Here is a 12,362-nt window from a genome sequence, read left to right on the forward strand (position 1 = left end):
TACATCCTGTGCGCCTGTACATTCACATAGGTATATGTGTGAGTTAACCGTCAGGCGCATATGCCAGGTGTTTTGATTTTTTAGCGGAAAATTGTATGGCTTCTTTAAAGATAAAATATGCTGCAATAATTATCAGCAGCCTCATAGCAGGGGGGCTGATATCGGTTACTGCCTGGCAGTATGTAAACTCAGCACAAAAGACAGAAAAAACAGAACAAAAGGCACCGGAACGAAAGGTGCTTTTCTGGTATGACCCAATGAAACCGGATACCAAATTTGATAAACCCGGAAAATCGCCCTTTATGGATATGGACCTGGTGCCAAAATATGCTGATGACAGTGGCGATAAAAGCAGTGGCGGGATCCGTATCGACCCAACCCAGGTTCAGAATCTGGGATTAAAAACGCAAAAAGTCACGCGAGGAATGCTGAATTATTCTCAGACAATCCCGGCTAATGTCAGCTATAACGAGTATCAGTTTGTTATTGTGCAGGCGCGTTCTGACGGGTTTGTCGAAAAAGTCTACCCCATGACGATTGGCGATCATGTGAAGAAGGGGACGCCACTTATCGATATTACCATTCCGGACTGGGTGGAAGCACAGAGTGAATTCCTTCTGTTATCCAGCACCGGTGGTACTTCCACGCAAATTAAAGGCGTTCTGGAACGGCTTCGCCTGGCAGGTATGCCGGAAGAGGATATTCAGAGACTGCGTTCTACCCGGAGCATTCAGACCCGTTTTACCATTAAAGCACCTATTGATGGTGTCATTACTGCATTTGACCTGCGCACCGGCATGAATATTTCGAAAGATAAGGTGGTGGCTCAGATTCAGGGAATGGACCCGGTCTGGATCAGCGCTGCAGTGCCAGAATCTATCGCCTATCTGCTGAAAGATACGTCGCAGTTTGAAATTTCGGTACCGGCTTATCCGGATAAAACATTCCATGTCGAAAAATGGAATATTCTTCCCAGCGTGGATCAGACAACCCGTACGCTTCAGGTCCGTCTCCAGGTTTCTAATAAGGATGAGTTTCTCAAGCCGGGCATGAATGCCTATCTGAAACTGAATACCAGAAGCCAGGAGATGCTGCTGATACCAAGCCAGGCCGTTATCGATACCGGCAAAGAACAGCGCGTGATTACTGTTGATGATGAAGGCAAGTTTGTGCCGAAACAGATCCACGTTCTGCATGAGTCACAGCAACAGTCCGGCATCGGCTCCGGCCTGAATGAAGGCGATACCGTGGTGGTCAGTGGCCTGTTCCTCATTGACTCTGAAGCCAATATTACGGGCGCACTGGAACGTATGCGCCACCCTGAAAAAACAGAAAGCAGTATGCCAGCAATGTCTGACCAGCCTGTAAATATGCATTCAGGGCACTGAGGAGACGACGATGATTGAATGGATTATCCGGCGCTCTGTCGCCAACCGTTTCCTGGTCATGATGGGGGCCCTGTTTCTCAGCATCTGGGGCACATGGACGATTATTAACACGCCTGTCGATGCCTTGCCTGACCTGTCAGATGTGCAGGTCATTATCAAAACCAGCTATCCCGGCCAGGCCCCGCAGATTGTAGAAAACCAGGTCACCTATCCACTTACCACCACCATGCTGTCCGTGCCTGGCGCAAAAACCGTGCGTGGTTTTTCACAGTTCGGTGATTCGTATGTGTATGTCATTTTTGAAGACGGCACCGATCTGTACTGGGCCCGTTCCCGCGTGCTGGAGTACCTGAACCAGGTACAGGGAAAACTGCCCGCCGGTGTGAGTTCTGAAATCGGTCCGGACGCCACGGGGGTGGGCTGGATATTTGAATATGCCCTTGTCGATCGCAGCGGAAAACACGACCTTTCAGAACTGCGTTCTCTGCAGGACTGGTTCCTGAAATTTGAGCTGAAAACCATCCCGAACGTGGCTGAGGTCGCTTCGGTTGGCGGCGTGGTGAAACAGTACCAGATTCAGGTCAATCCGGTAAAATTGTCTCAGTATGGTATCAGCCTGCCCGAAGTGAAACAGGCCCTTGAATCGTCTAACCAGGAGGCCGGTGGCTCATCCGTTGAAATGGCCGAAGCTGAGTATATGGTCCGTGCCAGCGGTTATCTTCAGAGCATTGATGATTTTAATAACATCGTCCTGAAAACAGGCGAGAACGGCGTGCCGGTTTATCTGCGGGATGTTGCCCGCGTGCAGACCGGGCCTGAAATGCGGCGTGGTATTGCCGAGCTGAACGGCCAGGGCGAAGTCGCTGGCGGCGTGGTGATCCTGCGGTCGGGTAAAAATGCACGCGACGTTATCACGGCAGTGAGGGATAAACTTGAGACGCTGAAGGCCAGCCTGCCGGAAGGCGTTGAAATCGTGACCACCTACGATCGCAGCCAGCTCATCGACCGGGCGATTGATAACCTCAGTTCCAAACTTCTGGAAGAGTTTATCGTGGTGGCCATCGTCTGTGCCCTGTTCCTGTGGCACGTACGTTCTGCCCTGGTGGCGATTATCTCTCTGCCGCTTGGTCTGTGTATCGCCTTTATCGTCATGCACTTCCAGGGACTGAACGCCAATATCATGTCGCTGGGAGGGATAGCGATTGCCGTCGGTGCGATGGTGGATGCCGCCATTGTGATGATTGAGAATGCGCATAAGCGGCTTGAGGAGTGGGATCATCAGCATCCGGGTGAGCAGATTGACAACGCCACCCGCTGGAAGGTGATTACCGATGCCTCCGTTGAAGTGGGACCCGCACTGTTTATCAGCCTGCTGATCATCACCCTGTCCTTTATTCCTATCTTTACCCTGGAAGGTCAGGAAGGACGTCTGTTTGGCCCGCTGGCATTCACGAAAACGTACTCCATGGCGGGCGCGGCCGCGCTGGCCATCATCGTCATTCCGATTCTGATGGGATTCTGGATCCGGGGGAAAATTCCTGCAGAGACCAGTAACCCCCTGAACCGGGTACTGATCAAAGCGTATCATCCATTGCTGTTGCGGGTTCTCCACTGGCCAAAAACAACCCTGCTGGTTGCGGCCTTGTCCATTTTCACCGTTATCTGGCCGCTGAGCCAGGTGGGCGGTGAGTTTCTGCCGAAGATTAACGAGGGCGACCTGTTGTATATGCCGTCGACCCTGCCGGGTGTTTCTCCGGCTGAAGCTGCAGCGCTCCTGCAGACGACGGACAAGTTAATCAAAAGCGTTCCTGAAGTGGCCTCTGTATTTGGCAAGACCGGTAAAGCAGAGACCGCCACGGATTCCGCACCGCTCGAAATGGTTGAAACCACGATCCAGCTCAAACCTGAGGATCAGTGGCGTCCAGGCATGACGATTGACAAGATTATTGAAGAACTCGACAGGACCGTCCGTTTACCGGGGCTGGCAAACCTCTGGGTGCCGCCAATCCGTAACCGTATTGATATGCTCTCAACCGGGATCAAAAGCCCGATAGGTATCAAGGTGTCCGGAACGGTTCTGTCCGATATCGATGCAACGGCGCAGAGTATCGAAGCGGTCGCCAAAACCGTACCCGGCGTAGTGTCTGCTCTCGCAGAGCGACTGGAAGGCGGGCGCTACATTGATGTGGATATCAACCGGGAAAAAGCCTCCCGCTACGGAATGACGGTGGGCGATGTGCAGCTGTTCATCTCATCAGCCATCGGCGGCGCGACGGTAGGGGAAACGGTTGAAGGCGTGGCCCGGTACCCGATTAATATCCGCTATCCGCAGGATTACCGGAACAGCCCGCAGGCCCTGAAACAGATGCCGATCCTGACCCCGATGAAGCAGCAGATCACGCTGGGCGATGTTGCGGATATTAAGGTCGTTTCCGGGCCGACTATGCTGAAAACGGAAAATGCCCGTCCAGCCAGCTGGATTTACATTGACGCGCGCGGCAGGGATATGGTGTCGGTGGTTAATGACATTAAAACGGCGATCAGTCAGAAAGTGAAACTGAGACCGGGTACCAGCGTGTCATTCTCCGGACAGTTTGAACTGCTTGAGCATGCCAACAAGAAACTGAAGCTGATGGTGCCGATGACGGTGATGATCATCTTCATCCTGTTGTATCTGGCATTCCGCCGGGTTGATGAAGCCCTGCTGATCCTGATGAGCCTGCCGTTCGCCCTGGTTGGCGGGATATGGTTCCTGTACTGGCAGGGCTTCCATATGTCTGTCGCAACCGGAACGGGGTTTATCGCTCTAGCCGGGGTGGCAGCAGAGTTTGGCGTGGTCATGCTGATGTATCTGCGTCATGCCATTGAAGCGCACCCGGAATTGTCCCGTAAAGAGACGTTCACACCGGAAGGCCTTGATGAAGCCCTCTATCATGGTGCCGTACTGCGTGTCCGGCCGAAAGCCATGACCGTGGCGGTGATCATTGCGGGTCTGCTGCCAATACTCTGGGGAACCGGTGCAGGTTCAGAAGTCATGAGCCGTATCGCGGCACCCATGATTGGTGGGATGATCACGGCTCCGCTGCTGTCCCTGTTCATTATTCCTGCCGCCTACAAATTAATCTGGCTGCGCAGACATAAAAAAAGCGTGTCCTGAACCTGAAAGGGCACCCCCTGTGGGTGTCCTTCTTTACTGATTCACCCTGACGTCAGGGTTTAAATCGATAATATACAGAGGTGAGTATGAAAAAAGTGGTTCTGATGGCGCTGGCTCTCGGCCTTTCACTGCCCGCGATGGCGAGTGAAAAAGTGATTGATATGTACAAATCTGACAACTGTGGCTGTTGTTCCCTGTGGGGCAAGGCGATGGAAAAAGACGGGTTTGAAGTACGAACTCACGTCATGAATGATCAGGCGCTGTCAGCCCTGAAAGAAAAGCATGCTATTCCTGCAGGACTGCGAAGTTGTCATACCGCGGTTGCCGGTAATTTGATCATTGAAGGCCATGTGCCTGCGACAACGATACATAAGGCAATGCAGTCTGGTTCAGGTATATACGGTCTCGCCACCCCCGGTATGCCAGCAGGAAGTCCTGGAATGGAGATGGGAGCCCGAAAAGAGGCTTACGATGTTATCGCATTCTCACCGGATGGAAGTAAAAAAGTCTTCCAGCGAATCGAATAGTCAGCGGAACGGCTGATAACGGGACGCCGGTAGCAGGCACTCCTGTGCCGGCGATATTCGTGGTAATCGCATCCATGACATACCCTGAAGACAGAAGATGCTTCGGTATGCATAAGGAGAGTTACTGTGAAAAATGACAATGCAGTGCAACACAACAACCAGACTGCTTCTGAGCAGACATTATCCCCGGACGAGGGCCACGTATTGCATAAGGTGAGAGATCCCGTGTGCGGGATGGCCATCCTGCCCGACAGGGCGCACAGCAGCATTCGATACCAGGACCATCAACTTTATTTCTGCTCCGCCAGCTGTGAGAGTAAATTTAAAGCCCATCCCGATCGTTATCTTACCGAAGATGCCAGTGAACATTCCCATCACCATCACCACGATCATCACGAAGTCAGCCCTGATCAGATAAAACAGCCTCACCACCAGGCGGAAAAAGAGAATTCTGAAGGTGTGTGGACATGTCCGATGCACCCGGAGATACGCCGCAGTGGTCCCGGAAGCTGTCCTGTCTGTGGAATGGCACTGGAGCCGCTCGTAGCTACGGCATCCACGGGGCCGAGTGATGAACTTCACGACATGACAAGACGCTTCTGGCTGGGGTTGTTGCTGGCGTTTCCGGTTCTGGTACTCGAAATGGGATCTCATCTGTTTCCCGAGTTGAGGAATACAGTACCGCCACAGTACAACACATGGCTGCAGCTGCTTCTGGCCTCCCCTGTCGTGTTGTGGTGTGGCTGGCCATTCTTCGCCCGGGCCGGAATGTCGTTACGTAACCGCTCCCTGAATATGTTTACCCTTGTTGCAATGGGGACCGGCGTAGCCTGGGTTTACAGCGTCATTGCAACCGTCTTCCCCTCCTGGTTTCCTGCATCGTTCAGAAACATGGATGGCCTGGTGGCCGTTTATTTTGAAGCCGCAGCAGTTATTACGGTGCTTGTTCTGCTGGGACAGGTTCTTGAGCTGCGGGCACGGGAACAAACCTCAGGCGCCATTACTGCGCTTCTGAACCTTGCCCCCAAAACCGCCAGACGGCTGGATCATGACGGTCATGAAACGGATATTAATGCGGAAGATGTCCTGCCTGGCGATAAGCTCCGCATCAGACCTGGAGAGAGTATTCCGGTCGACGGTATCGTGATCGAAGGCAAAACAACCGTTGATGAATCGATGGTGACCGGGGAATCTATGCCGGTTACCAAAACGGAGGGTGACCCTGTCATCGGGGGGACCATTAATCAGACAGGGAGTCTCATCATCCGTGCAGAGAAAGTCGGTGATGAAACAATGCTCTCACGAATTGTTCAGATGGTCGCTGATGCACAGCGTTCGCGTGCCCCCATCCAGAGAATGGCTGACAGCGTTTCAGGCTGGTTTGTTCCTCTGGTGATACTTATCGCGGTTGTTGCTTTCGTGATCTGGTCTGTCTGGGGGCCCGAGCCCAGGATGGCGCACGGTCTCATTGCGGCTGTGTCGGTCCTGATTATTGCCTGTCCCTGCGCGCTGGGGCTGGCCACGCCGATGTCGATAATGGTGGGGGTGGGCAAAGGAGCCCAGGCCGGGGTGTTAATCAGGAATGCCGAAGCCCTTGAGCGTCTTGAAAAAGTGGACACGCTGGTTGTCGACAAAACAGGCACGCTCACGGAAGGTTCGCCTACGGTGACAGGGATTATCAGTCTCAATCCGGGTGGGGAAACATCTCTTTTGCGTGTAACAGCCGCAGTGGAAAAAGGCTCGCAGCATCCGCTGGGTATGGCAGTAGTTAAAGCAGCACAGGAAAAGGGGATCGCAATACCCGCAGTCACTCATTTCGATGCACCGTCGGGTAAAGGTGTCTCAGGCGATGTCGAAGGTCAACGGGTTGTTATTGGTAATGAACTGGCTATGCAGGAAAACAGTATAGTTATTGATAATCAAAAGGCCGTTGCGGATACGTTGCGGATGGAAGGCGCTACCGTTATCTATGTGGCCACAGACGGGGACCTTGCAGGCCTGATAGCTATCTCGGATCCCGTGAAAACAACCACGCCGGATGCGCTTAAAGCTTTGCGTCAGGCGGGGATCCGCATCGTTATGCTCACCGGGGATAACCAGCTTACTGCTGAAGCAGTCGCACGGAAACTGGGAATAGATGAGGTTGAAGCCGGAATTCTGCCGGATGGCAAAAAAGCAGTGATAACCCGACTGAAAGAGTCTGGCCATGTGGTTGCGATGGCCGGAGACGGTGTGAATGATGCCCCGGCGCTGGCAGCGGCTGACGTGGGTATAGCCATGGGAACGGGTACAGATGTGGCAATTGAAAGTGCCGGAGTCACCCTTCTCAAAGGCGACTTGATGATACTGAACAGGGCCCGTCATCTGTCAGAGATCACCATGAAAAATATCCGTCAGAATCTGTTTTTTGCATTTATCTACAACGCACTTGGCGTGCCTGTGGCTGCAGGTCTGCTTTATCCTGTGTATGGAATACTGCTGTCGCCAGTTATTGCGGCGGCGGCCATGGCTCTTTCCTCCGTCAGCGTCATTGTGAATGCGTTGCGTCTGAAAAGTGTCAGGCTCGGGAAATAACACTGAGTGAAGGGTCAGTTACGAACAGAAGGAGTCCAGTATGAAAAGTACCACCTATGCGCTTATTGCTGTCGCCGCGATCGCGGCATTTGCCCTCCTGCGCGAACACTGGTCACATGTGGCAGGTTACTGGCCATATCTGTTATTGCTGGTCTGCCCGCTAATGCATCTTTTCCACGGCCACGGAGGGCATGGAGATCATCAACATCACGGAAGTGAAAACGATAAAAAAAATTAATCCGGCAGACGGGGCCGCGTCGCGGTCCCGTTATCAGTCCAGGTATCGTTCGTAGTCTCTGGCATGCGCAAAGGCATGCTGTTCGAGTTTGTTATCAGCGGGTGCCGCTGCCCGGAACGCCAGAGAGTTAACAGGGTTGTTATTGATGACCAGCTCGTAATGCAGATGAGGACCGGATGAACGTCCGCTGTTACCGGATAACGCAATAGCACCTCCCCGTGTAACCCTGGCCCCTTTAGTAACGAGTATTTTATTGAGGTGGAGATAGCGAGTTTTAACACCGGCTTTTCCCGTTACTTCAACAAAATATCCCATGGTACTGTTGTATTCGGCCCGGGTGATTTTTCCGTCGATGACGCTGACTATTTTCGTGTTCATGGGCATGGAATAATCAATGCCATTATGGGGACTCACTTTTCCCGATACCGGGTTAAGTCTTGCAGGATTGAAAGGCGAACTGAGTCTTGCTGTGGCCGGTAACGGATAATCGAGACTGCCTTTCCCGGAAGTATCGGAAAGGTTATAGAACTTTTTATCTGATATACGATACGCCGTGTAATTAAATGAACCGGACGTAAATTTATAGGCCACGACACGTGATTTTCCCGCTTTCTTTTGCAGTACGAGTTTTAATGATTCATTTTTTTTCAAATGCCGCAGATTAAACCGGGAAGGCAAGGAGCGCTGAAGAGTAGCGATCTCGTTCGATTCCAGCCCCGAGCGGGTGGCTGAAAGGTAGGCATTTTCTTTTACGACATCGGTAGAATACATTTACTGGAATTCGCCGTTAGCATGAACACTGCGGCGTATGCTAGGGGTTTTCAGGAGGCGTGTCATCTGTCAGTTAATCGGGAGCACCGTTGATGGTCGTCATTTTTGTAACATATCTTGTTTCCCGTTTGCTCCTGAAGCTCTGGGAACTGTATGACCAGCCCGACGGTGATGATTAACGGGACTGAAACAGGTTACGGCAGAGCAATATGGGGCTCATGTCCTGCTACGTAACCCGTCAGTAAAGCCCTGCTGCGCACCTGACGCTAAGCACTAACCCGCCTGCAGTTACCTGGTCGAATACAGCCCGCGAAGCTTTCTTGCCTGCGTCTGATGTGCTTCCGCACCGGCATTATTGACCTGCTCATGCACGAGAGCGGCTTTTTCTCCGGCATTCAGTTCGTTAAAAGAAGAAGACGAGGTCTTTGAATTTGCATCACTGCCGGACAGCATTTTTTTATGTTCCTCAATCATTTTCTGATGCGCATAGGACGCGCTGTTGTTCATAAATGAATGAGCAACAATGGCCCTTTCATGTTCATTCATTTCAGAGAATGAGGGCGTGTTGTTTTTATTAACCCTGTCCGGTAAGTTTTCATGCGTCGAGGAATTCACATGACTGACGGCTGAGGCATTATTAACAAATCGATGTGCTTCATGGGCAATATCACTGGACTGAGCAAAAGCTGCCCCACAAAATAAAGCTGTAAACGCAGTGGTCGTGATTAATATATTCATGTGTAATTACCTTCTGAGGTACATAAAAGATGTCCTTATGATCATATATAAAAATAATCAACCTGTGGGGAAGATGACGTAAATGTAATACAGCTATGTACATTACACGATTGTAATGAATTTGTTTCTTAAGGTGTGCTAGATTCATTTCATTGTAAGTGGATGAACCAGTAATTTAATTTAAATCGGTTCTCGAATTCTGTCAGTAACCATACTTTAAATAAGGGAATGTGCATGCTGTTGAAAACGTCTCGACGAACTTTCCTGAAGGGGTTAACCCTCTCTGGCGTAGCCGGAAGTCTTGGCGTATGGAGTTTCAATGCGCGTTCCAGTCTGAGCCTGCCAGTTGCCGCATCCCTGCAGGGTACTCAGTTTGACCTGACCATTGGTGAAACGGCCGTCAATATCACGGGCAGTGAGCGTCAGGCCAAAACAATCAATGGAGGCCTGCCGGGGCCCGTTCTTCGCTGGAAAGAAGGTGACACCATTACCCTGAAGGTCAAAAACCGTCTTAATGAACAGACGTCCATTCACTGGCACGGCATTATTCTTCCGGCCAATATGGATGGTGTTCCGGGGCTGAGTTTTATGGGCATAGAGCCTGATGATACCTACGTTTACACCTTTAAGGTTAAGCAGAACGGGACTTACTGGTACCACAGCCATTCCGGTCTGCAGGAACAGGAGGGGGTATACGGTGCCATTATCATCGATGCCGGGGAGCCAGAACCGTTTACTTACGATCGTGAGCATGTGGTCATGTTGTCTGACTGGACCGATGAAAATCCTCACAGCCTGCTGAAAAAATTAAAAAAACAGTCGGATTACTACAATTTCAATAAACCAACCGTTGGCTCTTTTTTCCGCGACGTGAATACCAGGGGGCTGTCAGCCACCATTGCCGATCGGAAAATGTGGGCTGAAATGAAAATGAATCCGACTGACCTCGCAGATGTCAGTGGCTACACCTACACCTATCTCATGAACGGGCAGGCCCCGCTGAAAAACTGGACCGGACTGTTCCGTCCCGGTGAAAAGATACGCTTACGGTTTATCAACGGCTCGGCAATGACCTATTTCGATATCCGTATCCCCGGGCTGAAAATGACGGTCGTGGCTGCAGATGGCCAGTATGTAAACCCGGTTACCGTTGACGAATTCAGGATTGCCGTTGCCGAAACCTATGATGTCATTGTGGAGCCTCAGGGTGAGGCCTATACCATCTTCGCACAATCCATGGACAGGACCGGTTACGCTCGAGGGACACTGGCCACGAGAGAGGGGTTAAGTGCTGCCGTTCCCCCCCTCGATCCCCGTCCTCTGTTGACCATGGAAGATATGGGTATGGGGGGAATGGGACATGATATGGCAGGAATGGACCACAGCCAGATGGGAGGCATGGATAACAGCGGAGAGATGATGTCTATGGACGGTGCTGGCCTTCCGGATAGCGGGACATCCTCCGCGCCCATGGATCACAGCAGCATGGCCGGTATGGATCATTCCCGGATGGCCGGAATGCCGGGTATGCAAAGTCATCCTGCGTCAGAAACGGATAACCCACTGGTTGATATGCAGGCGATGAGCGTCTCTCCGAAATTAAATGATCCGGGTATTGGTCTTCGAAATAACGGAAGAAAGGTTCTCACGTACGCGGATTTGAAAAGCCGCTTTGAGGATCCTGACGGACGTGAACCTGGCCGTACCATAGAACTGCATTTAACCGGCCACATGGAAAAGTTTGCCTGGTCATTTAACGGAATCAAGTTTTCAGATGCCGCACCGGTGCTGCTGAAATACGGTGAGCGGCTCAGGATCACGCTGATCAACGATACCATGATGACTCACCCCATTCACCTGCATGGTATGTGGAGCGATCTGGAAGATGAAAACGGTAATTTCATGGTTCGTAAACACACAATAGATGTTCCCCCTGGTACAAAACGCAGTTACAGAGTGACAGCAGATGCGCTTGGCCGCTGGGCGTATCACTGCCATTTGCTCTATCACATGGAAATGGGAATGTTTCGTGAAGTCCGGGTGGAGGAATGATGCGAATGAAGAGAAATTTGAAGGCCATACCTGTTCTGGTCGCCGGTTTGTTTACCTCACAGCTTTCTATTGCGGCGGGCTCCGTCTCTGCAGATCCCCACGCCGGGCACGACATGTCTGCCATGCAGATGCCAGCAGATGAGAATTTCACTGAGATGACGTCAATGGAGCCCATTGTAACTGAGAGCAGAACGCCAATTCCGCCTGTTACCGATGCCGACCGGAAGGCTGCATTCGGCAATTTACAGGGGCATGCGATTCACGACAGTGCGATTAATTATCTGGTTCTGCTGGATCAACTGGAATGGCAACGGTCGGATAACACCAACAATTTCAGCTGGAGTGTTAACAGCTGGATTGGAGGCGACACAGATCGGATTTGGCTAAAGAGTGAAGGTGAACGAAGCAATGGGGAAACGGAGGCGGCTGAAGCGCAGTTACTCTGGGGACATGCGGTTGGCCCATGGTGGGATTTGGTTGCGGGTGTCAGGCAGGATTTCAGACCTGCTTCTGCCCGGACCTGGGCTGCTGTCGGTTTTCAGGGGCTGGCACTCTATAATTTTGAGTCTGAAATTACGGGTTTTGTCAGTAATGGCGGAAAAGCAGCCCTTCGTCTGGGAGGAGAATACGACGTTTTACTGACTAACCGGCTCATACTCCAGCCATCCTATGAGGTGAATTTCTACAGTCAGGATGATGAATCGCGGGGTCGCGGCAGGGGACTGACTGACACAGAGCTGGGGCTCCGGCTGCGCTATGAAATACGCCGTGAGTTTGCACCCTATATAGGCGTTTCCTGGAATCAACTTTACGGGAAAACATCCGATATGGCGAAAAGAGAAGGTGAGAAAGACCATCAGGTAGTATTCCTGGCGGGAGCCAGAATCTGGTTTTAACGCACTGATATAAAACACTCA

9 protein-coding genes are annotated in these 12,362 nt (G+C 51.7%); 7 read left to right on the plus strand and 2 right to left on the minus strand.

Features of this window, described 5'->3' with window-relative positions; genetic code table 11:
* The first annotated feature begins 95 nt into the window (after positions 1-95).
* The 5 genes from silB (at position 96) to FDX04_RS01585 (ending at position 7,884) form a co-directional block, all read left to right on the plus strand.
* Positions 96-1,388 (plus strand): Cu(+)/Ag(+) efflux RND transporter periplasmic adaptor subunit SilB, encoded by a 1,293-nt coding sequence (gene silB / locus FDX04_RS01565; RefSeq protein WP_000157620.1) that lies wholly within the window; start codon positions 96-98, stop codon positions 1,386-1,388.
* 10 nt (positions 1,389-1,398) lie between these two features.
* On the plus strand, positions 1,399-4,545 hold the full coding sequence (silA, locus tag FDX04_RS01570) for a Cu(+)/Ag(+) efflux RND transporter permease subunit SilA (protein WP_000574029.1): 3,147 nt from the start codon (positions 1,399-1,401) through the stop codon (positions 4,543-4,545).
* Positions 4,546-4,631: 86 nt separating this feature from the next.
* A complete protein-coding gene (locus tag FDX04_RS01575) occupies positions 4,632-5,072 on the plus strand; it encodes a DUF411 domain-containing protein (RefSeq protein WP_000758224.1) in 441 nt (146 codons plus the stop codon).
* A gap of 126 nt (positions 5,073-5,198) precedes the next feature.
* On the plus strand, positions 5,199-7,646 hold the full coding sequence (gene silP / locus FDX04_RS01580; RefSeq protein ID WP_001353604.1) for an Ag(+)-translocating P-type ATPase SilP: 2,448 nt from the start codon (positions 5,199-5,201) through the stop codon (positions 7,644-7,646).
* A 40-nt stretch (positions 7,647-7,686) separates the two neighbouring features.
* Entirely contained in the window at positions 7,687-7,884 is a 198-nt protein-coding gene (locus FDX04_RS01585) for a DUF2933 domain-containing protein (RefSeq protein WP_000843494.1), read from the plus strand.
* Positions 7,885-7,917: 33 nt separating this feature from the next.
* Here FDX04_RS01585 and FDX04_RS01590 read toward each other — a convergent pair whose 3' ends face one another.
* Together FDX04_RS01590 and FDX04_RS01595 are read right to left on the minus strand one after the other, a co-directional pair.
* The gene (locus FDX04_RS01590) at positions 7,918-8,655 is read right to left on the minus strand and encodes a peptidoglycan DD-metalloendopeptidase family protein (RefSeq protein ID WP_000287501.1); all 738 of its coding nucleotides are present in this window, start codon (positions 8,653-8,655) and stop codon (positions 7,918-7,920) included.
* A gap of 288 nt (positions 8,656-8,943) precedes the next feature.
* The gene (locus tag FDX04_RS01595) at positions 8,944-9,393 is read right to left on the minus strand and encodes a copper resistance protein (RefSeq protein ID WP_001023257.1); all 450 of its coding nucleotides are present in this window, start codon (positions 9,391-9,393) and stop codon (positions 8,944-8,946) included.
* Positions 9,394-9,627: 234 nt separating this feature from the next.
* Here FDX04_RS01595 and pcoA point away from each other — a divergent pair, with 234 nt between their 5' ends.
* Both pcoA and pcoB read left to right on the plus strand, forming a co-directional pair.
* Positions 9,628-11,445 carry a multicopper oxidase PcoA gene (gene pcoA / locus FDX04_RS01600; protein WP_001378117.1) on the plus strand — a complete coding sequence of 606 codons (1,818 nt, stop codon included), beginning with the start codon at positions 9,628-9,630 and terminating at the stop codon, positions 11,443-11,445.
* A gap of 5 nt (positions 11,446-11,450) precedes the next feature.
* Positions 11,451-12,341, plus strand: a complete 891-nt coding sequence (gene pcoB / locus FDX04_RS01605; protein WP_001378118.1) for a copper resistance outer membrane transporter PcoB — start codon at positions 11,451-11,453, stop codon at positions 12,339-12,341.
* Positions 12,342-12,362 lie beyond the last annotated feature (21 nt).

Source organism: Citrobacter sp. wls615 (assembly GCF_005281355.1).
In the GTDB taxonomy this organism is placed as follows: Bacteria; Pseudomonadota; Gammaproteobacteria; order Enterobacterales; family Enterobacteriaceae; genus Citrobacter; species Citrobacter werkmanii.

What these genes read in the sequence shown, in the direction of transcription:
- silB (WP_000157620.1), top strand. Translation starts at nt 96, where the DNA reads ATGGCTTCTTTAAAGATAAAATATGCTGCAATAATTATCAGCAGCCTC.
- silA (WP_000574029.1), top strand. Translation starts at nt 1,399, where the DNA reads ATGATTGAATGGATTATCCGGCGCTCTGTCGCCAACCGTTTCCTGGTC.
- FDX04_RS01575 (WP_000758224.1), top strand. Translation starts at nt 4,632, where the DNA reads ATGAAAAAAGTGGTTCTGATGGCGCTGGCTCTCGGCCTTTCACTGCCC.
- FDX04_RS01585 (WP_000843494.1), top strand. Translation starts at nt 7,687, where the DNA reads ATGAAAAGTACCACCTATGCGCTTATTGCTGTCGCCGCGATCGCGGCA.
- FDX04_RS01590 (WP_000287501.1), bottom strand. Translation starts at nt 8,655, where the DNA reads ATGTATTCTACCGATGTCGTAAAAGAAAATGCCTACCTTTCAGCCACC.
- FDX04_RS01595 (WP_001023257.1), bottom strand. Translation starts at nt 9,393, where the DNA reads ATGAATATATTAATCACGACCACTGCGTTTACAGCTTTATTTTGTGGG.
- pcoA (WP_001378117.1), top strand. Translation starts at nt 9,628, where the DNA reads ATGCTGTTGAAAACGTCTCGACGAACTTTCCTGAAGGGGTTAACCCTC.
- pcoB (WP_001378118.1), top strand. Translation starts at nt 11,451, where the DNA reads ATGAAGAGAAATTTGAAGGCCATACCTGTTCTGGTCGCCGGTTTGTTT.